Source organism: Chryseobacterium sp. HNCC26DJ240 (genome assembly GCF_057180485.1).
In genome coordinates, this window is record NZ_JBXUGK010000008.1 from 166,988 (window position 1) to 189,153 (window position 22,166).

Sequence of the window (22,166 nt, forward strand, 5' to 3'; positions counted from 1 at the left end):
TAGGGGTAAATAGAGTAGACACTAAAAATAATATTGTATTCATATACAGTTCACTTTCAATTAGTTTCTTTGCAGAAGAATCAAATGTGACATCGCCATCAGTGGTTAATCAAAATACTTACGGTCATGGCGATCACTTTTGATCAAAAGAGGAAAATCTCTGCTCATGAAAAGAAACGTTGAGTTGGTTGTGATTTCGGATGTACATTTGGGAACTTATGGATGTAAAGCCAAAGAGTTGCTCAGATACCTGAATTCTATTCAACCTAAAACATTAGTTCTAAACGGTGATATCATCGATATCTGGCAGTTTAAAAAGTCTTATTTTCCCAAGCCACACCTTAAGGTCATCAAGAAATTTCTTTCTTTGGCCACAAAAAATACCGATGTATTCTACATCACCGGAAATCACGACGAGATGTTCCGGAAATTTACAGATTTTGAGCTCGGCAAACTTAAAGTCTGCAACAAACTTCACCTTACACTTGACGGGAAAAAAACATGGATTTTCCATGGCGACGTTTTTGACGCCTCGGTACAGCATTCTAAATGGATTGCAAAACTTGGTGGAAAAGGGTATGATTTACTGATTGTCATCAATAATGTAGTCAACTGGTTTTTAGAGAAAATGGGGAGAGAGAAATATTCGTTTTCAAAAAAAATTAAAAACAATGTCAAAAAAGCCGTTAAGTATATCGGAGATTTTGAGTTAACAGCTTCGGAATTGGCTATTGACAATGGTTATGACTACGTTCTTTGCGGTCACATTCACCAGCCACAAATGAGAGAAGTACAGAGTAAAAAAGGATCTTGTCTTTATCTGAATTCCGGGGATTGGATTGAAAACCTTTCTGCATTGGAGTACAATGAAGGAAAGTGGGAAATTTTTAATTATGATGATCATAAACATACTCTGAAAGACGACGACACAGACGAGATTCAGGAGATCAACAGCGATCAGTTAATGCAAATCGTAACTCAATTTACCTGATATGAAAATTCTCTACGCTTTTCAGGGAACAGGAAACGGGCACATGGCCAGAGCGCAGGAAATTGTTCCTTTACTTAAAAAATATGGTGAAGTAGATACTTTTATCAGCGGTCACCAATCTCAGTTGAAAGCCACTTTTGACCTTAATTTTCAACATAATGGCATTTCACTTTTGTACAATAAGTCCGGCGGAATATCGTATTCAAAAATACTTTTTGAAAATAATTATTTTAAAGCTTTCAAAACCATTTATCATCTTGATCTTTCAGCGTATGATTTAATTATTAATGATTACGAACCCTTAACTGGTTGGGCATGTAAAATAAAGGAAATCAAATTTCTTGAACTCAGCCATCAGGCATCTATGAGTTTTAAAGAAACTCCAAAACCTGCGAAGAAAGACTTTTTAGGAGAACAGATTTTAAAATATTATGTTCCGAGTGAGCATAAAATAGGTTTTCATTTTGAATCGTACCATCCCAACATCAAGCCACCTGTCATAAGGCAGAAAATCCGTGAACTTAATGCCAGTAAGAAAGGTTTTTATCTCGTTTATCTCCCTAGTTTTTCAGATGAAAATATCATAAAAATACTTAGCCAGATTCCTGTAGAGTGGAAAGTATTCTCAAAATATTCTAAACTCTATTTTAAGGATAAAAATGTTGAGGTTTTCCCCATCGACCAGATAGAATACCTAAAAGCATTTGAAAGCTGTGACGGTATTTTATGCAACGCAGGTTTCGAAACACCTGCTGAAGCTCTTTTTTTAGAGAAAAAACTCTTCGTAATTCCTATTCAGAATCAGTATGAGCAGGAGTGTAATGCTGTCGCCGCCAATTTGCTGGGTGTTCCGATGTCGAAAACGCTGAAGAAAGAAGAAATCGAAAAGTGGGTAAATGCTCCTCAAAATATTATCGTAGATTATCCTGATGATATTGAGAAGATTATACTTAAAGATGTTTTATCTTTCAAGTAAAATATCTTTCACGTCGCTCATTCGGTGCATCACCGCTCTCGCATAGCCACAATGAGGATAAACATTCCAGCTGTTTTCTCTGGCAAATTTTATGGCTTCTTCTACGAGAAATTTTCCCATTCCCCGACCTTCAAACTCGGGATGTACCAAAACAAATGAAATAATCAGTTTTTTATCTTCAGGGAAAATGGTGTAAGTCAATCTTCCAATCTCGCTGATTTCATTGTTTAGGGTGATTACACCGCCGTTTCCGCTTTTATTATTGTTGAATGTCATAGTTGATTTTAATTAAATCTTTGCAAAAACTGAACCGATAAAGTGGCAATAACTGAAATTTTATTTTACTCAAATTGATTTCAGATTTAATTTAAAAACTAATTAACTTTCCTTTCCTGTATAAAAATTGTAATCTTTAATTACAACTCCGATAAACTGTCTTTCGGTCATTTTCACAGAATCTGAATCGAGTTTTAATATGCTTTTTATTTTATCTGAAAGTCTGGTAATCACCTGTCTGTCATCAATTTTTATTGCTTTAAGAAAATTATCTTTAATAATTCTCATATCATTGTCGCTCAAAGCAATTACCTGCGGGAAAGTCGGAATATAGTCATCCTGAAGTTTCTCAAGAATGGTGTGTGAAATATCGATTTTGTTTTTAAGAGAAATTACAGCTGTTCCGGCTGCAATATCGCCCAATCTCTGGTTGTTTTTGGAAGCGATGGCAGAAATAAGCCCGATAATTCCCAAAAATGTAACATCAATGATTCTGAAAACCCAACGAATCAGATAATCTCCAAAACTCGCCTGGTAACCATCGATTTTTACCACCCTGATTTTCATGATTCTTTTGCCGGGAGTCTGCCCTTCCATAAGGCTTTCCATCACCAGCGGATATATAGAATAAGGAAACGCAATGGCGATAGAAATGGCTCTCTGTGACCATTGATCCATCCTCATCATGTAAATGTTTAAATTGAGAAAGTCATAAAAGAAATAATATATCAGCAAGAGATAAGCAATTCTGATTGCACCATCGATAAGAAATGCCACAAATCTTTCACCTATATTGGATATGTTGAAATTTATATTAACATTTTGTGATGTATTAATCGCAATTTGAGACATAATTTTTATTATTTTAGCTTTACAATTATGAGAGAAGTTTATTTCATCAAACAAAATAAAGAAAAATGGTTGGGAATAGAGGAGGTTATTCAGGGTAAATTGAAAAAAAATCCTGATGATCTTTCATCTCTGTACATCAACCTGATCAACGATCTTTCTTTTGCCCAGACTTACTACCCTAAAAGCAATACGGTGGTTTACCTCAATCATCTTTCTTCACAAATCTATCAAAAAATTTATAAGACGAAAAGGGTAGAGCGGAACCGGCTTTTCTACTTTTTTGCGACTGAAGTTCCGTTGCTTGTGTACCAGTACAGAAGATATTTGGGCTACGCTTTTGCTTTTTTTCTTTTATTTACGGGTATAGGATTGATTTCGGCAATTTATGATAAAGAATTTGTCAATATGATTTTGGGCGATGATTACGTGAATATGACCGTTGAAAATATCAAGAACAAAAATGCGGTAGGTGTTTACCAAAGCGGTTCTACATGGGGAAGTACTATTGGTATTGTAATGAATAACCTTGAGGTTGGTGCAAAATTATACCTTTTCGGATTGTTTGCTGGCATTGGAACTTTGTTTGTTTATCTTTCAAATTGTGTAATGTTGGGCTCGTTCCAGCATTTTTTCTATGATTATGGTGCATTGGCAGACAGTGCAAAAGGAATCTGGCTTCACGGAACTTTCGAGATTTTCTCAATGGTCATCGAAGCGATGTGTGGTTTGATTTTAGGAGCATCAATCCTTTTTCCAAAAACATTGTCGAGGTTTAATTCTCTGAAGAAAGGCTTTAAAGATTCTTTTAAAATATTTTTAAGTACCGTTCCGTTCACCATCTGTGCCGGAATTATCGAAGGTTACGTGACGAGACATGCTTTAAATATGCCTTTAATAATCAATTTTATCATTATTCTAGGTTCACTTTTTTTAATCGGTGGCTACTATATTATTTATCCTAATTATGTAGCAAAACAGCAAAAACACTTTACGGATGATCACATTTTATAAAAAGCGCGACTTCGGAACGTTTATTACCGACAGTTTTGCATTCTTCAAATCCAACGGGAAGAATTATTTTAAAAATTTTATTCTCATCAACGGGATGGTGCTGATTCTTTTAGTTTTGGTAATGTATTTTGGTTTTAGAGAATTCTTAGGGCAGTTTTTCAACGGAAACTTAGAAGGGCAAAGTTATTTTTTCGAAAGATATTTTGAAGATAATCTCGGGCTGACGATCATCACGGGAATTATCATCATGTTGATTTATTCTTTTTTAATGATGCTCAATTTTCTGTATCCTGTATTTTATGTCAGACGAATTGCCAATGGACAAAAGCAGGTGAGCGTTGAAGATATCATTTCTGACCTGAAAACCAATTCCAAAAAGCTGATTCAGCTGTATTTTGGTTTAATACTTCTGGTGATTCCTGCGGCATTTGTGCTTTTTGCAATTTCTTACGCGATGGTTTTGATTTTGATTGGAATTCCGGTAATACTTCTGGTGGTTCCCACACTTTTCAATGCTGTAACGTTTTTGGTTTACGATTTTATTTACACCGACCGTGGTTTTTTTGAAAGTCTAAGTTACGCTATCAGATCACAGTTTTCTTATTCAAACGGAAGAGAAAAAACACCGTACTGGAAATATTGGGGCTCCACTATCATTCTTTTTGTTTTGTATTATGTAATCACCTCTGTTATTACAGCTATTCCTTTGATTATTTTGATGATGAGACTTGCCGTTACTACTTCAGATAAAAACTTTGAGCAAGATCCTTTTGGAGGAGGTTTTGGTGCTGTAATTATAATCGTTTACGGAATTTCAGTTATAATATCTTCTTTGCTGATGAATATTCTCTATGTAAATTCGGGATTACTGTATTTTGACAGCCGAAGAGATCTGCACCAGAAACTGGAAATGGAAGAAATAGATACAATCGGTCTGAATGCGTAAGTTTTTAATTTTTTTCAGTTTTTTTTTCTCAGTTCTTGCTTTTGCACAGTACGAAGATTCGCTGTACATTGAAGAGGATTCGTTGTACCTCGCAGAAGATGATGATGAGTATGTGGTAGAAGCTGTGGCAGAGCATAATCCTTTTGACGGAATGGTGGCTTCAGACTCTTTGCTAAAAGAAAAACCACAAACTGAAAATACGGTTTACAGCAGAAAATTTAAAGAAAATATTCCGTCCCGATATAAAGATGAGGAATTCAATTATGAAACGATAAAACCCCGTGAGTCGTTTTGGGACAGACTGATGCGCAAAATTGACCGTCTCCTGAATAGTCTTTTCGGTACTCAGCTAAATTCATCATTCAGTTTGGGTAAAATTCTGTTGAGGATATTTGTCATCATTTTAGCAGGATTTATCATCTACTTTTTGATCAAATTTCTAATCGGAAAAAACCTCGGTTTCTTCGGTAAGAAAAATTCAAATATTGAGATTAAAGATGAAGATCTGCATGAAAATATTCATGAGATTAATTTTTCAGATACCATCGCAAAGTTCGAAAACTCTGCAGAATATCGTCTGGCAGTGCGCTATCAGTTCCTTTTGATACTAAAGAAACTCAGTGATAAAAAAGTAATTTCCTGGAATCCCGAAAAAACAAATAAAGATTACAGCTACGAAATTAAAGACGAAAATTTGAGAAATAAATTCTCAGACCTGACTTTGATTTTTGATTATATCTGGTACGGAGAGTTTGGCGTAGATCACAATTCTTACCTTAAATTTAAAGAGCAGTTTCAGTCATTCAAACCGTAAATCAGAATTCAAAAAAAATGAACAAGACCTTCAAAATATATGCTGTACTTTTTGCCATCGTTGTGGCGATTATAGCGTTGCTTGAACTCAATAAAACGGAAGTTACAGACTGGCGCAAAAATTTTGAGACTTCAAAAAAATCTCCTTTTGGTCTGTATGTTTTTGATCATGAGGCAAAATTTTTATTTAAAGATAAACTCAGAAAAATATCAGAAAATCCTTACGATTATTATGAAAGTACAAGCAAAAAGCCGCATAATATATTCGTTTTAGAAACTGATTTGGATGTAGAATCCTGGGAAAAAATAATGGACGAGGTTGCTAAAGGTTCGGATGCGATGATTATTAATCAATACATTCCGAAGAGTATTTCAGACAGCATCGGTTTTTACACCTCGAATTTTTCTTATTCTGAAAATTGTGTACTGAAACTCACAGACAAGAAGTTTTCAAACAGCTTTGTGAAAATTGAAAAATTTCCCGGAGGACGTGGGTTTACGTACATTCAACCGGAAGTAGAAATTTTAGGGAAAATCATTTCTGAAGATGCTGATGACCAGGCTGGTTTTATAAAAGCGAAGTTCGGGAAAGGCCATTTTTACGTTCATTCAGAACCTCTTTTTCTTACAAACTATTATCTTCTTCAAAAGAGAAATACGCAATATGCACAGGATGTGTTATCTTACCTTCCAGACAGGGAAACGCTCTGGTTTTCAGATAAAAAAAGCGAAAAGTCGCAGTCTTTTATGCGGTTTATTTTCAGTCATCCGGCTTTGAAATACGCATGGTGGCTTTTGCTAGCGGGAATGGTTTTGTTTATCTTTTTTAATGCTAAAAGAAAACAGAGAATTGTACCTGTTATCGATCCGTTAAAAAATTCTTCAGTCGATTTTGTGAAAAGTATCGGGAATTTGTACATGCAGGAAGGCGATTTCCATGAAATGATGGCCAAAAAAGCGCAGTATTTTCTTCATAAAGTTAGGGTGGATCTTTTGATTGATACCCAGAATCTGGATGATGATTTTGCTAAAAAACTACAGTTAAAAACAGCAAGGAGCGAAGAAAAAATAAATGAAGCAGTCGTTTTAATCAAAAAATCTCAGGATCCGTACGCATCTGTGATGAAAGAAGATTTGGTGAGAATGAATGAATTGCTGGATGAGATATTAAAATAATTACAAAATTAAATCTTGGATAAAATCTTAAGAAATGATTTAAAACAATTAAAAAATAAAAACAATGGAAGAAAACATTGAAAATCAAAATATAGAACAACCGAGTATTAATCTGCAGAAAGAAGAAAGCAATTTCGAGCTGCGAATCGATATGATAGATCTCAAAAACAGTCTTCAGAAAGTAAAATCAGAAATAGCAAAGGTGATTGTCGGTCAGGAAGATATGATTGAGCATTTGCTTGCTGCATTACTGTCAAACGGGCACGTTTTAATTGAAGGGGTTCCGGGTGTTGCAAAAACAGTCACGGCGAAACTTTTGGCAAAAACCATTGATGTAGATTTCAGCAGAATACAGTTTACACCAGATTTAATGCCTTCGGATATTTTGGGAACATCAATTTTCAGCGTGAAAAATTCTGAATTTGAATTTAAAAAAGGACCGATCTTTTCAAGTTTTGTTTTGATTGATGAAATCAACAGATCGCCGGCAAAAACGCAATCGGCTTTGTTTGAGGTAATGGAAGAAAGACAGATTACGATGGATGGAATTCGATACCAAATGGACGAACCTTTCATCGTCATCGCTACACAAAACCCGATTGAGCATGAAGGAACCTACCGTCTTCCGGAAGCTCAGCTGGATAGATTTTTATTTAAAATCAATGTTGGCTATCCTAATCTTGAGCAGGAAATTGCCATTATCAAAAACCAGCACGAAAGCCGTGTTGAAGATAAAACTGAAGGTATCAATAAAGTAATTACAGCAAGTCAGCTGAAAACTTATCAGAATTTAGTAAAAGAAATTGTGGTTGAATCTCAGTTGATAGAATATATCGCTAAAATTACTTTAAACACGAGAGAAAATCAATTTCTGTATTTAGGAGCTTCGCCGAGAGCAAGTTTGGCACTTTTAACAGCTTCTAAAGCTTTTGCAGCTTTGCGGGGAAGAGATTTTGTAACACCTGAAGACATCAAAGAAGGGAGTTATGCTGTTTTGAGACACCGTGTTATCGTTTCTCCAGAAAGAGAAATGGAAGGTCTTACCGCAGACGAAATCATCAGACAGATTTTAGAAGGAATCGAAATTCCTAGATAATTGAATGAAAAACCTGTATCTCCATACCCGTTTTTTTCTTGCGCTCATCGTGGTGGGAATCATTTATGTTTTTGCATTTTTTTTCCCGTGGATGATGATGATAGCTCATGTTTTTCTCCTGTTGTTGTTTTTGGCGGCAATGGTAGAATCTCTGTTTGTTTTTAATCGGAAAGAAGGTATTTCTGCACAAAGAATTTTACCAGAAAAACTGTCGAACGGAGACGAAAATCCTGTGAAAATTGATATCAGAAACAATTACAGTTTTAAAGTAAATATTAATGTGATTGATGAAATTCCGTTTCAGTTTCAGAAGAGAGATTTTCTGATTAAAAAGCAGATTGAAAGCGGTAAAAATTCATTCTTCCAGTATATTTTAGAACCAAAAGAAAGAGGTGAGTACAGTTTTGGAGCATTGAATGTTTACGCCTCTTCACCGTTAGGTTTTGTGGCAAAAAGATTCAGATTTCAGAAAGATGCGATGTTGGCGGCTTATCCTTCCTTCATTCATTTGAGAAAGTATGAATTGATGGCTTTGCAGAATGAATTTCTTTTAGGTGGAATAAAAAAAATCCGCAAACTGGGTCACACGATGGAATTTGAGCAGATCAAAGAATATGTTCCCGGTGACGACATCCGGACCGTCAACTGGAAAGCGACTTCCAAAGCAAACCGACTGATGGTAAACCAGTTTCAGGATGAAAAAGCACAGCGTATTTTTATGATCATCGATAAAGGCAGAACCATGAAAATGCCTTTCAAAGGATTGAGTCTTTTAGACTATTCCATCAATGCATCCATGGCTTTGTCGCATATCATTCTTAAAAAAGGTGATAGAGCCGGAATGATGACTTTCTCTAAAAAAGGTGAAAATAAAATTGCTGCAGATAATAAATCGGGTCAGTTGAGAAAAATTTCTGAAGCTTTATACAACGTAAAAACCGACTTTTTTGAAAGTGATTTCAACAGATTGTATCAGGATGTGAAATTTTCTTTAAACCAAAGAAGTTTGGTGCTTCTGTTTACCAATTTTGAAACTTTAGACGGACTCAGCAGGCAGATGAAATATCTCCGCGGAATTGCAAAAAACCATTTGTTGGTTGTTGTTTTCTTTAAAAACTCCGAACTTCATCAGCTGATCAACAAAAAACCTGAAAATACACAGGAAGTTTACGACCAAATCATCGCAGAAAAATTTGAATTTGAAAAGAAACTCATCATTCAGGAACTCAGAAAATACGGTATTTTCTCTGTCTACACTCTTCCAGAAAATCTTAATATCGAAGTCATCAACAAGTATCTTGAAATAAAAGCAAGAGGAATTTTATAAAATTAAATAATATGAAAAAAATATTTATTATTGCTGTAATTGCTTTTAGTACAGTGGGTTGTCAGGAGAAGAAAGAGCGAATTGAAAGAGAAGGTGAACCACCTGTAGTTCTCGTGAAATCTGAAGATGACGAGATGAATATCGCTATCGAAAATGCTAAAAAAACTTTTGGAAAAGACTTTCATACAGCACTTTTAAGCAAAAATCCGAATTATTCAAATTTTACAATCAAACAAAAATTTGATTTGCCGGATAACAATGGTGAACATATCTGGATTGGTGATATTACTTTTAAAAATGGTAAATATTCCGGTGTAATTCAAAATGAGCCTTACGAACAAGTTGGCGTTAAACTGGGTGATACAGTTGATGTGAATATTGATAATCTGTCAGATTGGATGTATCACGATAAAAATATTGTAAAAGGAGCTTACACCGTTAAAGTTTTACGAAAATCTTTAACCGATGAAGAGAAAAAACAGATGGATGCTGGCGGTTTGATTTACGAATAATTTCATATTCATTGATTACTATTAAAGATGAAAAAGGCTTTCAAACAGTTTAAAAGAATTATTGCCGTTCTCATTTTGTGGTTTCTTATTCATTCTGTGTTGATTAGCTACGATGGTTTGAGAGATAAAAATCAAAATGCTGATGTAGCCATTGTCCTTGGAAATAAAATAAATACCGATGGAATTCCTTCAGAAAGACTTAAAGCAAGACTTGATAAAAGCTTAGAATTATATTTAGCAAAGCTTGTCAACAAAATAATTGTCAGCGGTGGCTTTGGCAAAGAAGGTTTCTGGGAAGGTGATAAAATGAAAGAATATTTAGAATCTAAAAATATTCCTTCAGATAAAATAATTGTTGATAATTATGGAAATGATACCGAAAAAACGATTGAAAACTCCATCAGAATAATGGACAGTTTAAAAATGAAAAGTGCAATATCTGTATCGCAATATTTTCATCAGACCAGAACAAAGCAATTGTTTAGAAATCGTAATTTTAAAAATATTGAAAGTTCCAGCCCAAATTATTTCGAGCTACGAGATTTTTATTCTGTTTTAAGAGAATTTTTAGCTTTTTACACTGAAACGTTATATTAGCAAAGATTTCGAATTGATTTTGTAATTTTACACTCATTACTCATTACTCATGAAAATAACACTTAATCGAATCAACGACGATTTTTTATTTGAATGCACCAACAGTCAGGGGAATTCAATTCTTTTAGATAACACTTCACAGCCTGGCGCAAAAGGCGTTTCTCCAATGGAAAGCGTGATGATGGCTGTTGCAGGATGCAGCGGAATTGACGTGGTTTCAATTCTAAAAAAACAAAGACAGGAAATTACCGATTTTAAAGCAGAGGTAGAAGGAGAAAGAATTCCTGTAGATGATGCAAAACCTTTCAAATCAATGATTGTAAAATTCTTCCTGGAAGGGAATATTGACCCTAAAAAAGCACTGAAAGCTTCAGAATTATCTTTTGAAAAATACTGCTCAGTTTCCAAAACATTAGAACCGAATGTAGAAATCGGCTATGAGGTTTTTGTAAATGGTGAAAAGGTAATCGTTTAAGAAAGTCTGAAGGCAATCACATAAAAAAATCCGTTCTGTTGTGCAGAACGGATTTTATCTTTTATATGAAAATCTATCTTTTGATAATTTTCATGCTCTTTACAGAGCCGTCATTCATAATTGAAGTAAGAATATAAACGCCGGCTTTTAAATCAGATAACTGAATTGTAGCTGATGGCTTTTCAATTGTTTTTAAATTAATTCCAGAGAAATCTGTGATCGTTATTTTTCTGATGTTTTCGTAATTTTTAATGTTTAATATATCATGAAACGGATTAGGGTAAGCAGAAATTTCTTTCGCCACCGGTGCATTTTCTGCGGTAGATAATAATGTTGTTGGCTGTAAAGTAAGCGTAACCTTCCAGGTATTGTTGTCTACTTTATTATATGAAGTATCACATCCAAGGCTTTGGTCTCCCCACATTCTCCACGCGTGCATTTGAAAATTTACGGTTCCTGTAAGATCATTGGCAATGTTTAAGCCAGATCTTTCGTAAGAATACGTGCCTTCAAGACTGCCAGAGCCTTCAGAAACACTTGATTCTACAGTGTTGTTGGTGGTACAGGCTAGAAGGCTTCGTTGTTCAGACATGTATGCAAAGGCTTGTGCTGTCATGCTATAAGATACTTTCGTAGAAGCAACTTTGTATCCCACCGGAATGTTGATTGTTAAAGAAGCAGGGCAAGTTGATGTTGATGTGTTACCAGGCCCAGGATAGTCTGAAAATTCAGTATTAATATCTCCGGCAGTATATGTTGCTGTAATTTCTCCGGCAGCAATCTCTATCAGCTTCCAGAATCCTTTTACAGAACCGCAGTTCGAGCGAACCCAAAAATAATAATTCTGCCCAGTCGGAAGTCCGCTTAAGGTTACAGAAGTTGCTCCCGCCGCCACAGAACCGGATGGAGTAGTTGTAGCAGTTGGTGCAGTAGCTGATGTGCTGTAATAATAATCATAACCTGAAGAAGGAGCTGTCGCAGGAGCCGTCCAGTTTACCGTTGCTCCCTGCATGGCTGAGGTGTAAGTGATGTTCGTAGGTGCGGGGCAAGAAGTGTAAACATTTGCTGAGAAAGCAAAAATGTTTGGGATGCCACCAGTGCCTGTTTTTGTAATGGTAACGCTCACAATATTTTTGGATTGGTTGGCAGCATTAATGGCAAGCGGAATTTGGTATAATCTCGGATCGTCACCATAGCCGCTTTCAAGATTATCATTAGTGATATTTACCCTGCCAATTCCTTTGATGGCATAGTTTGAACCATAATACCAATCTGAAATCGCTAAAGCTGTAAACGTTTGATTCGTTCCATCAGCAAAGTTTATCACTGCGTCTACTGTTGCATCACCGCTGCCGCCGGTTGCCAGCATGTATAAACTTATTGCCGGAGTAGGAGTTGTAAAACTAAGCGTTCCTGAGTCATTGGAATTTTGAAGTCTTAAAGAATTATTTGAGCTGTAAGATCCCAGTACATAATTTAGTCCGGGTGTAGATCCCACCGCCGAATTGATGATCCCATTGATTGGAAGACCAAAGCCTATCGCCGGATCAGTGGCTGTAAGTTTAAAATCTCTTGATACAAAGGCAAAGTTCACACCATCGACATCGTTGTTGGTAGAAGTTGCCGAAGAACCTGCTCCATTTGCAATGACATCTGCATTAAAACCCGTCAAGGCGATTGACTGATATTCCTGAGCGTTAAATGTGTTGATAAAAAGGCTCGCCAAAAGAAAGCCTGTTACAGACAGTAGTTTAATTTTCATAAATTATTATTTGATGATTTTATTTAGCTAATGTACGCAAAGTGTTGCAAATTTACCTATGTAACAGAAGAATAATTGTGAATTTATTATAATTTCTAACATGTTACTACAGATAATCTTTTCTGTTAATTGTTAAACTAAAAAAGGCGCCTCATGTGAGACGCCTCGTTAATTTATAATCTGGGTTTTAAAAGCTTAGCCACCGTTGCAGTCCATCCTGTTTGATGTGAGGCTCCCACTCCTCGTCCATTATCTCCGTGGAAATATTCGAAGAAGGTGATATAATCTTTGAAGTTTTCATCAAAATTAAATTTATCGTATTCGCCGTTAAAAGCTCTTCTGCCGTTTTCATCTTTCAGGAATATTGAGCAAAGTCTGTGGCTGATATTTTGTGCCACTTCATCCAGGTTTTTCTTTTCGCCACTGCCTGTCGGGAATTCCACTTTTAAACTGTTTCCATAGTAAAAATGGAAACGCTGAAGACTTTCTACAATCAGAAAGTTGATTGGAAACCAAATCGGACCTCTCCAGTTGCTGTTTCCTCCAAACATCCGGCTGTCGCTCTCAGCAGGAGTGTAATATACCACATTTTCGGTGCCGTGAACAGAAAAGATAAATGGATTTTCCTCATAAACCTTAGACATTGCACGGATTCCGTAATCGCTCAGAAACTCTTTTTCATCTAGCATTCTGTTCAACACTTTGGTCAGCCTTGTTCTTCTTACAATACTCATCAAATGTTTACGGCCATGACCTTCCTCATCCCAGTGAGAAACCAATTTGGCAAGTTCGGGTTTGTTTTTCAGAATCCATTCCATTCTTCCCTGGAAATTCGGCATTTTTTCAAGCAAATGATGATCGATAATTTCTACGGCAAACAGCGGAATTAGTCCTACAATACTACGTAATCTTAATGAGACTGCATCGCCGCTTTGTAATTGTAATACGTCATAGAAAAAGCCGTCTTCCTCGTTCCATAATCCTTTTGTGCCTTCACCAAGATTTTCCATTGCCTCGGCGATGTAAAGGTAATGTTCAAAAAATTTAATAGCCATATCCTCATAAACCTGATAATACTGAGCCAGTTCCATAGCTATTCTCATCATGTTGAGTGCATACATCGCCATCCAGCTTGTACCATCAGCCTGCTCAAGATGTTCGCCGTCTCGGAGTTCCATATTCCGGTCAAAAGCACCGATGTTATCAAGGCCTAAAAACCCTCCGCCAAAAATATTTTTACCGTTTTTATCTTTTCTGTTTACCCACCAGGTGAAATTAAGAAGCAGCTTCTGGAACACTTTTTCCAAAAACAGAAGATCGGGTTTCCCATTGTGCTTTTCATCAATTTTAAAAACCCTGAAGCACGACCACGCATGTACAGGCGGATTCACATCACTCAGATTCCATTCATAGGCAGGCATCTGTCCGTTCGGATGCATGTACCATTCTTTGGTCAGAAGAAGCAACTGGTTTTTTGCAAAATCGGCGTCAATTATGGCAAACGGGACACAGTGGAATGCCAGATCCCACGTCGCATACCAGGGATACTCCCATTTGTCGGGCATTGAGATAATATCTTTGTTGTGAAGATGATCCCATTCTACATTTCTTACATAATCATTAAAGTTTCTGGGTGCTTCAAAATTCGGATCTCCTTTTAGCCACTTTCCAACGTTATAGTGATAGAACTGTTTGTTCCAGAGAAGACCTGCAAAAGCCTGTCTCTGAACATTTCTTTCATCTTCATTTAAAATTTCTTCCTGAATGTTTTTGTAAAATTCATCAGCTTCACTTATTCTCTGTGCAAAAATCTGATCAAAATTTTCAAACGGGCTGTCTGTCTCTTCCGAAGAAAGATTAAACTCAAAAACTTCAGAATCACCTGCTTTTATCATCTTGTTAATTGAGATTGCACCCTTTGATCCGCGTTTTTCAGGATTAACTGTTGCTTCCTTTTTGGTAATATAATGATTAATTCCGTCTTTGTAAAAGGTGTTTTCCTTTTCAGGGCAACCGTAGATTTTGGGTCTGTTGGTTTCGTTTTCGCAGAAAAGTGTTTCGCCTAAAGATTTAGTATATAGTTTTTTAATTCCAATACTGTCGTGGTGGATGTTAATGTGATTGTTTGAATATGAGTTGAGTTGTCCTTTATATTCGTTGTAACCCCATTTCCAGTTGTTTCTGAACCAAAGCGTAGGCAGTACAGTAAGAGGTGCATCAACAGTACTTCTGTTATGTACAGTCACTCTGACTAAAATATCGTTTTTATCTGCCTTACAGTATTCAATAAAAATATCAAAATATTCGTCATTATCAAAAATTCCGGTGTCTATGATCTCATATTCACGTTCTCTTTTGCTGCGGCTTGCGTTTTCATTCAGAATATCATCGTAAGGAAATTCATTGATGGGATATTTGTACAGCATCTTCATGTAGCTGTGAGTAGGCGTGTTGTCAAGGTAGTAAAAAAGTTCTTTCACGTCTTCACCATGATTCCCCTGCGGATTGCTGAGCCCGAAAAACCGTTCTTTTACCATTTTGTCCTTCCCGTTCCAGAAAGACAGAGCAAAACAAAGAAGTTGCTTGTGATCGGAGATTCCGGCAATGCCTTCTTCGCCCCAGCGGTAAGTGTAGCTCTCAGCGATATCGTGGTTTGTAGAATTCCATGCGTTACCATTTGGGCTGTAATCTTCACGCACATTTCCCCATTGCCTGTTGCTTACGTATGGCCCCCAGTTTTGCCAATCGTGGCTGTTCAGTCTTTCTTTTTCTACACTCATAAAGCTCCTTTTTCTTTACGAATTTAATTTTTTATTGACAGAAAACCAATTTTTACTATCTGAATTATTCTTAACAGAACTTACAAATGCTTTATTAAAGGCATTTTTCAATGTTAAATTAATTTATTTTAAAAATTAAAAGAAAAACTATATCTTTGCACCGTTCGATCATTCACATATTGAAAATGTTATCAAGAAAGGTTGAGGGATAGACCCTGTGAAACCTTAGCAACCCTTTGCGCAAGCGAAGAAGGTGCTACGTTCTACCAAAAGTTTTTATTTTTTGGACAGATAACTTACTGAAGTTCTTTTCAGCCATTTCTCATGGCATTTTCAATTGTATTATTTAAAAGATAATAGAATTGGAATCAAAATTAAACTATATCAATTTTTCGTATCAAACCCATTCCCAAAAGGAATGCCATATCTCATTGAGCTACCAGCTTTTTGGGAAAGACCTGTTTTCTGCACCCATTATTTTAGTAAATCATGCTTTAACCGGAAATTCAGAAGTTTCTGGAAATAAAGGATGGTGGAAAAAACTTATTGGCGAAAATCAAATCATCGATACTGAAAAATATACTGTTTTGTGTTTCAATATTCCCGGAAACGGATATGACGGTTTTTTAATTGAAGATTACGAAGATTTCACACCTTCAGATATTGCAAATATCTTTTTACAAGGTCTTGAAATTTTAAATATTAAAAATTTACACGCTATTATCGGAGGTTCTCTAGGTGGCGGGATTGGCTGGGAAATGTTGGTGAAACAACCTAATCTTGCCGAAATTTTCATTCCTATTGCCTGCGATTTTAAAACCCATGACTGGCTTCATGCACAATGTCTGGTTCAGAAATTTTTATTAAATCAAAATGATGAACCATTGCAAAAAGCCAGAATTCATGCGATGTTGTGCTATCGTACACCGGAATCATTAAATGATAGATTTCAAACTCGATTCAATACAGAAAAGCAGAAGTTAGAATCTGAAGATTGGCTTGTTTATCACGGAAATGCCTTAAATGATAGATTTAGTTTAAAATCTTATCAATTAATGAATCATTTACTGATGAATATCAATGCAGATAAAAACGAACTGAAAAATATTAAAGCAGAAATTCATCTGGTCGCTGTAAATACCGATCTTTTCTTCCCTCCCTCGGAAATCCGAATGTGTTTTAAAACTTTAAAAGAAGAAAAAGAAAACGTTTTTTATCACGAAATCAAATCAATTCATGGGCACGATGCCTTTTTAATGGAGTACGAACAATTAAATAACATCATAAAATCTATTCTGAAAATATGACGACAGAAACAATAAACATCTATCAAAGCAAAGCACTGGTAAATTTCGAGGGCAGAGATTTTCTTGGCCAAATTGGGATTGATTCCAGAATTTTTAAACGTTTAAATGAAGAAGGAATCAGTGTGGGTGTAATTTCCCAACAGGCAATTGAAAACGGAATTTCTGTTTTGGTAGACGAAAAAGATGCGCAGGATGCGGTGAGAGTTCTTTCAGAAGAATTTAAAAAAGAAAAAGAAAATGCTATTGTAAGCAATATCTACAGTGTCAATAATGTCGCAGTAATCGGTTTTGTATCTGAAAATTACAGTAAAATCCTATCTGAATTGCAACGAAACAAAATTTTCCCATTATTGCTGAACCAAATCGCCTCAGCCGGAAGGGTGAATATCGTAGTAATGGAAAGTCAGACAGAAATCGCTAAAAATATTGTTGAAACGGAAATTTTCGGTAAACCAAAAGTCGTTCATTTGGCATTGATTGGTCACGGAAATGTGGGCGGAACTTTGATAGAACAAATTTTGGATTCTGCACACGATATATTAACCAGAAAAAGACTGGAATTAAAAGTAGTTGCTGTTGTCAATTCAAAGAAAATGGCTTTAAACAAAGGTGGTTTCGGAAGCGACTGGAGACAGAAAATGAATTATTCTCAGGTAGATTCTAATGTTGATGCGTTGATAAAATACGCCAAAGAACATCATTTGGAAAACCTTGTGATGGTGGATAATACAGCGAGCAAAGATTTTGTGAAACATTATGATGTGTTTGTTGATAATGGTTTTGATGTGGTTTCATCCAATAAAATTTACAACACACTTCCGATTTCAAAATACAGAAATTTACGTAAATCTTTAGAAAAAAATAAAAAGCAGTATTTGTACGAAACCAATGTTGGTGCAGGTTTGCCATTAATCGATACGATAAAATTACTTCATCTTTCAGGAGAAAATATTACCAGAATAAAAGGCGTTTTTTCAGGAACTTTGAGCTATGTTTTTAATAATTTTTCTTTGAGAGACGATAAATTCTCAACCATCATCAACGAAGCTTTGGAAAAGGGTTATACAGAGCCCGATCCAAGAGAAGATTTGTCAGGAAATGATGTGGCAAGAAAACTTTTGATTTTAGCAAGAGAATTAGATTTGATTAATGAATTTGAAGATATCAACATTCAGAATTTAGTTCCTGAAGCATTAAGTTCGATTTCAAAATCAGAATTCCTTGAGAAACTTGAAGAATTAGATGAAGAATATCAGAAAATAAAAGAAAATCAAGAGCCTAACCATGTTTTAAGATATGTAGGAGATTTGCACGGTGATTTACAAAAAGACAAAGGCGAATTGGATGTAAAGTTAATTTCTGTACCTGCAACTTCGGCTCTTGGACAATTAAAAGGTTCAGATTCAATTTTTGAAATTTACACCGAAAGTTATGGTGAACACCCAATCGTTATCATGGGTGCCGGAGCCGGAGCTCAGGTTACAGCAAGAGGCGTTTTTGGAGATATTTTAAGAATCAGTGCAACGAAATAAGTAATGTAACAATATAACAATATAACAATGTAGCAATGTAACAATTTAAAACGCTGCCAAAATTGGTAAACTATTAAACTGATACATTGTTACATTAAAAAAAATAATATGGATAATTTTGAAACCTTTGCCATAAGAACTCAAACCGAAAGAACTCAGTTTGATGAGCATTCTACGCCGCTTTATTTAACATCCAGCTTCATTTTTCAGGATGCGGAAGATATGAGGGCGAGTTTTGCCGAAGAAAAGCAGAAGAATTTATACAGCAGATTTTCAAATCCGAATGTAACGGAATTCACAGATAAAATCGTCAAAATGGAAGGTGCTGAGGCAGGATATGCTTTCGCAACCGGAATGGCGGCTATTTATTCAACTTTTGCGACTTTGCTGAATGCAGGAGATCATATTGTGAGTTGTCAGTCGGTTTTCGGGTCTACGCACACATTGTTCACAAAATATTTCCCAAAATGGAATATTGAGACGACCTATTTCAAAGCCGAAGATTCTGAAAATGTAGAAAATTACATCAAGCCCAACACAAAAATTCTGTATTTGGAAACGCCGACCAATCCTGCCATTGAAATTTTAGATTTAGAATATTTTGGACAGATTGCCAAAAAACACAATCTTATTTTCATTGTAGATAACTGTTTTGCCACGCCTTACCTTCAGCAACCGATAAAATATGGTGCTGATTTGGTCGTTCATTCAGCCACGAAACTGATTGACGGTCAGGGACGTGTTTTGGGTGGAGTAGCCGTTGGAAGAGAAGATTTAATAAGAGAAATTTATCTTTTTGCCAGAAATACGGGTCCTGCAATGTCGCCTTTCAATGCTTGGGTTTTGTCGAAAAGTTTAGAGACTTTGGCGATTCGTGTAGAAAGACACTGCGAGAATGCCTTGAAAGTAGCAGAGTTTTTAGAAAATCATCCTAATGTGGAATTGGTAAAATATCCGTTTTTAAAATCGCACCCGAGTTATGAGATTGCCAAAAAACAAATGAAGTTGGGCGGGAACGTTGTCGCTTTCGAGATCAAAGGCGGTATTGAAGGCGGAAGAAACTTTTTAGATAAAATAAAAATGTGCTCGCTGTCTGCCAATCTCGGCGATACCCGAACCATTGTGACGCATCCGGCATCCACAACGCACTCCAAGTTGTCTGATGAAGAAAGAAATGAGGTGGGAATTACTGCAGGATTGGTTCGCTGCTCTGTTGGTCTGGAAAATGTAGATGATATTATTGCAGATTTAAAGCAGGCGCTGGGATGATATCATTCTAAGCAGAGATAAATATTTTGGGAGCAACAAAAGATGGCTTCAAAACAAAAGTCTTACCCGCTGTCCACTATATCTTTTTTGTCACAGTCTCCGCTCCGCTGCGTCTGCAACAAAAAAGGATGCCGTTTCCATCGGGGCTATGTTGAGGATTTGTTCCCCAATTCACGAACGAAAATGATTGGAAAAAACAAAGGTCATATTTAGACCGAAGTCCCAAAGGGACGATTTAAAAGAGAATAGGATGTAATCCTATTAAAAATATGTCATAATAAATAAAATGAAAAATTCTGAACAACTATACAAAGCCCTTTCCGAGAGAATCCTTATTCTCGACGGAGCAATGGGAACCATGCTTCAGCGGTATAAATTTGAAGAAGAAGATTACCGTGGTGAGCGTTTCAAAGACTGGGAACATCCTGTAAAGGGGAATAATGACCTGCTTTCTTTAACGCAACCTCACGCGATTGAGGAAGTTCACAGGAAATATCTGGAAGCCGGAGCCGATATTCTTGAAACCAACACCTTTTCCGGAACGACCATCGCAATGGCAGATTACCATATGGAAGATCTGGTGTACGAACTTAACTATGAGTCAGCTAAAATCGCCAGAAAAGTTTGTGACGAGTTTACCGCACTGAATCCTGATAAACCGAGATTTGTTGCAGGTTCCATCGGACCAACCAATAGAACAGCAAGTTTAAGTCCGGATGTCAACGATCCAGGTTATCGTGCAATTACTTTTGAAGACTTGAGACTTGCTTACAAACAACAGTCGGAAGCTTTGTTAGATGGAGGTTCAGACATTCTTCTGGTAGAAACTATTTTCGATACACTGAATGCAAAAGCGGCATTGTTTGCCATTGACGAAATTCAGGAGGAAAGAGGAATTCAGATTCCGATTATGGTTTCGGGAACGATTACCGATGCCTCAGGAAGAACATTGAGCGGGCAGACAGCTGAAGCATTTTTAATTTCAGTTTCGCATTTAAATTTACTGAGCGTAGGTTTCAACTGCGCCTTGGGAGCCAATCAGCTGACACCTTATCTGGAAACACTGGCGCACAATTCAGAATTCCACGTTTCGGCTTATCCGAACGCGGGTCTTCCGAATGCTTTCGGTCAGTACGATGAATCGCCTGATCAGATGGCTGCTCAGATCAGAGAATATGTGGAAAAAGGATTGATCAATATCATCGGCGGATGCTGTGGTACAACGCCTGAACATATCAAGGCGATTGCCGAACTGGTCGATAAATACGAACCGAGAAAAGTGAAGGATTTTGTATGATTTTTGATTGTTGAAAATTTAGAATGAGTGTGAAAACTTTTTTTAAATCAAATCAACAATCTTATGGACAAGCCACTTTACCTTAAAAATTCCGACGATACAAAACTGTTTAATGAACTGAGAAAAAGAGTGAACGAGCGCGTAGAAACACTTCCCAAAAACAGAGATGTTTACATCCAGATCAAAGCCATTATTTTGCCTTTGGTCTATTTTTGTTTGTATGTGTTTGCACTTTTCAATGCAGACAGACCTTGGGTTTACATTTCCAGTTTTGTTCTGATGGGAATTTCTCTGGTTTTAATCTATTTAAATCTGATTCACGAGGCGGCTCACAACAATATTTTTAAAAATAAAAAACTCAACAGTTTTGTGCTGCAGATTTTCGATTTTGTGGGAGCCAATTCCTACATCTGGAAAAAAAGACATATCGCAGCGCATCACGCCTATCCGAATGTTGACGGCTGGGATACAGACATCGAGCAGAGCGGTCTTTTACTGATCGTGCCATGGATCAAGGCTAAAGGAGTTCAGAAATACCAACACTTCTTTTTCTTTCTGGTGTATCCTTTATATCTGTTCAATTGGATGTTTATCAGAGATTTCAGAGATTTTTTTGATAACGACAGAGTGATTTTAAAAACGCAGGGCAAGATTCCGGTTTCAGAGAAAATTAAGATGATTTGCTTTAAGTTATTTTACTTTTTCTACCAAATCGCCGTGCCGGTTTTATTTTTAAAGGTTTCTTTGGGGTTGGCTTTGGGTGCATGGTTTTTACAGGTAATTGCAGCGAGCATTTTTGCGCTTTTTGTACTGTTGCCACTACATCCGCTGCCAGACAATGCCTTTCCGAAATTGGATGAAAAAAACGGACTCCCGTTCAGCTGGATCCGTCATCAGCTAGAAGTGACGAATGATTTAAAAGAAAACAACTGGTTTGTGAGAAATGTGTTGGGAAATTTCAACTTTCACGTTGCCCACCATCTTTTCCCAAACTACAGCTATATGTATTACAACGAAATTACAGAGGAAATTGAGCAGTTTGCTAAAGAAAACAATCTGGGTTACAAACGCTTTCCAATGTTTACCGCTTTAGGCAAACACGTCGATTTGCTGAAGCAAAATGCGAACAACGCTTATTTTATTTTAGAAGAATAAATGGTTTAAAATAAAA

The 22,166-nt window shown here is 36.4% G+C and carries 20 protein-coding genes and 1 riboswitch; of the genes, 16 read left to right on the forward strand and 4 right to left on the reverse strand.

Annotated elements, in window-relative coordinates:
- The first annotated feature begins 166 nt into the window (after positions 1 to 166).
- Together AC2A1G_RS16925 and AC2A1G_RS16930 are read left to right on the forward strand one after the other, a co-directional pair.
- Entirely contained in the window at positions 167 to 991 is an 825-nt protein-coding gene (locus AC2A1G_RS16925; protein WP_484048068.1) for a UDP-2,3-diacylglucosamine diphosphatase, read from the forward strand.
- Between the two features lies 1 nt (position 992).
- The gene (locus tag AC2A1G_RS16930) at positions 993 to 1,967 is read left to right on the forward strand and encodes a glycosyltransferase family protein (protein ID WP_484048069.1); all 975 of its coding nucleotides are present in this window, start codon (positions 993 to 995) and stop codon (positions 1,965 to 1,967) included.
- On the opposite strand, the gene AC2A1G_RS16935 is transcribed toward AC2A1G_RS16930, so the two are convergent.
- Together AC2A1G_RS16935 and AC2A1G_RS16940 are read right to left on the reverse strand one after the other, a co-directional pair.
- Entirely contained in the window at positions 1,953 to 2,243 is a 291-nt protein-coding gene (locus AC2A1G_RS16935; RefSeq protein ID WP_484048070.1) for a GNAT family N-acetyltransferase, read from the reverse strand. The genes AC2A1G_RS16930 and AC2A1G_RS16935 overlap by 15 nt on opposite strands.
- A gap of 102 nt (positions 2,244 to 2,345) precedes the next feature.
- Positions 2,346 to 3,095, reverse strand: coding sequence for an RDD family protein (locus tag AC2A1G_RS16940; protein ID WP_484048071.1), 750 nt, complete (start codon positions 3,093 to 3,095; stop codon positions 2,346 to 2,348).
- 27 nt (positions 3,096 to 3,122) lie between these two features.
- Here AC2A1G_RS16940 and AC2A1G_RS16945 point away from each other — a divergent pair, with 27 nt between their 5' ends.
- The 9 genes from AC2A1G_RS16945 (at position 3,123) to AC2A1G_RS16985 (ending at position 11,048) form a co-directional block, all read left to right on the forward strand.
- Complete coding sequence (locus AC2A1G_RS16945) at positions 3,123 to 4,106, forward strand: stage II sporulation protein M (protein ID WP_484048072.1); 984 nt, start codon at positions 3,123 to 3,125, stop codon at positions 4,104 to 4,106.
- Positions 4,090 to 5,052 (forward strand): DUF4013 domain-containing protein, encoded by a 963-nt coding sequence (locus AC2A1G_RS16950; RefSeq protein ID WP_484048073.1) that lies wholly within the window; start codon positions 4,090 to 4,092, stop codon positions 5,050 to 5,052. Before AC2A1G_RS16945 ends, AC2A1G_RS16950 begins: the two co-directional genes overlap by 17 nt.
- A complete protein-coding gene (locus AC2A1G_RS16955) occupies positions 5,045 to 5,866 on the forward strand; it encodes a DUF4129 domain-containing protein (RefSeq protein WP_484048074.1) in 822 nt (273 codons plus the stop codon). The genes AC2A1G_RS16950 and AC2A1G_RS16955 overlap by 8 nt, the downstream gene beginning before the upstream one ends.
- A gap of 17 nt (positions 5,867 to 5,883) precedes the next feature.
- A complete protein-coding gene (locus AC2A1G_RS16960; RefSeq protein ID WP_484048075.1) occupies positions 5,884 to 7,041 on the forward strand; it encodes a DUF4350 domain-containing protein in 1,158 nt (385 codons plus the stop codon).
- A gap of 64 nt (positions 7,042 to 7,105) precedes the next feature.
- The gene (locus tag AC2A1G_RS16965) at positions 7,106 to 8,137 is read left to right on the forward strand and encodes an AAA family ATPase (protein ID WP_484048076.1); all 1,032 of its coding nucleotides are present in this window, start codon (positions 7,106 to 7,108) and stop codon (positions 8,135 to 8,137) included.
- A 4-nt stretch (positions 8,138 to 8,141) separates the two neighbouring features.
- Positions 8,142 to 9,464, forward strand: a complete 1,323-nt coding sequence (locus AC2A1G_RS16970; RefSeq protein ID WP_484048077.1) for a DUF58 domain-containing protein — start codon at positions 8,142 to 8,144, stop codon at positions 9,462 to 9,464.
- A gap of 11 nt (positions 9,465 to 9,475) precedes the next feature.
- Positions 9,476 to 9,976 carry a YegJ family protein gene (locus AC2A1G_RS16975; RefSeq protein WP_484048078.1) on the forward strand — a complete coding sequence of 167 codons (501 nt, stop codon included), beginning with the start codon at positions 9,476 to 9,478 and terminating at the stop codon, positions 9,974 to 9,976.
- 27 nt (positions 9,977 to 10,003) lie between these two features.
- Positions 10,004 to 10,573: a YdcF family protein gene (locus AC2A1G_RS16980; protein WP_484048079.1), complete on the forward strand. Its 570-nt coding sequence runs from the start codon at positions 10,004 to 10,006 to the stop codon at positions 10,571 to 10,573.
- Between the two features lie 49 nt (positions 10,574 to 10,622).
- On the forward strand, positions 10,623 to 11,048 hold the full coding sequence (locus AC2A1G_RS16985; protein ID WP_484048080.1) for an OsmC family protein: 426 nt from the start codon (positions 10,623 to 10,625) through the stop codon (positions 11,046 to 11,048).
- 73 nt (positions 11,049 to 11,121) lie between these two features.
- On the opposite strand, the gene AC2A1G_RS16990 is transcribed toward AC2A1G_RS16985, so the two are convergent.
- Positions 11,122 to 12,810, reverse strand: a complete 1,689-nt coding sequence (locus AC2A1G_RS16990; protein WP_484048081.1) for a T9SS type A sorting domain-containing protein — start codon at positions 12,808 to 12,810, stop codon at positions 11,122 to 11,124.
- Positions 12,811 to 12,983: 173 nt separating this feature from the next.
- The gene (locus tag AC2A1G_RS16995; RefSeq protein ID WP_484048082.1) at positions 12,984 to 15,590 is read right to left on the reverse strand and encodes an MGH1-like glycoside hydrolase domain-containing protein; all 2,607 of its coding nucleotides are present in this window, start codon (positions 15,588 to 15,590) and stop codon (positions 12,984 to 12,986) included.
- Between the two features lie 185 nt (positions 15,591 to 15,775).
- Positions 15,776 to 15,888: riboswitch (SAM riboswitch) on the forward strand.
- Between the two features lie 64 nt (positions 15,889 to 15,952).
- Here AC2A1G_RS16995 and AC2A1G_RS17000 point away from each other — a divergent pair.
- The 5 genes from AC2A1G_RS17000 to AC2A1G_RS17020 all read left to right on the forward strand — a co-directional run bounded on the left by AC2A1G_RS17000 (position 15,953) and on the right by AC2A1G_RS17020 (position 22,150).
- A complete protein-coding gene (locus AC2A1G_RS17000; RefSeq protein WP_484048083.1) occupies positions 15,953 to 16,897 on the forward strand; it encodes an alpha/beta fold hydrolase in 945 nt (314 codons plus the stop codon).
- Positions 16,894 to 18,429 carry an ACT domain-containing protein gene (locus AC2A1G_RS17005; protein ID WP_484048084.1) on the forward strand — a complete coding sequence of 512 codons (1,536 nt, stop codon included), beginning with the start codon at positions 16,894 to 16,896 and terminating at the stop codon, positions 18,427 to 18,429. Before AC2A1G_RS17000 ends, AC2A1G_RS17005 begins: the two co-directional genes overlap by 4 nt.
- Positions 18,430 to 18,537: 108 nt before the next feature.
- Positions 18,538 to 19,698: an O-succinylhomoserine sulfhydrylase gene (locus tag AC2A1G_RS17010; RefSeq protein ID WP_484048085.1), complete on the forward strand. Its 1,161-nt coding sequence runs from the start codon at positions 18,538 to 18,540 to the stop codon at positions 19,696 to 19,698.
- Positions 19,699 to 19,984: 286 nt separating this feature from the next.
- Positions 19,985 to 20,995, forward strand: a complete 1,011-nt coding sequence (locus AC2A1G_RS17015) for a homocysteine S-methyltransferase family protein (RefSeq protein WP_484048086.1) — start codon at positions 19,985 to 19,987, stop codon at positions 20,993 to 20,995.
- A gap of 63 nt (positions 20,996 to 21,058) precedes the next feature.
- The gene (locus AC2A1G_RS17020; RefSeq protein ID WP_484048087.1) at positions 21,059 to 22,150 is read left to right on the forward strand and encodes a fatty acid desaturase family protein; all 1,092 of its coding nucleotides are present in this window, start codon (positions 21,059 to 21,061) and stop codon (positions 22,148 to 22,150) included.
- The last annotated feature ends 16 nt before the right edge of the window (positions 22,151 to 22,166 follow it).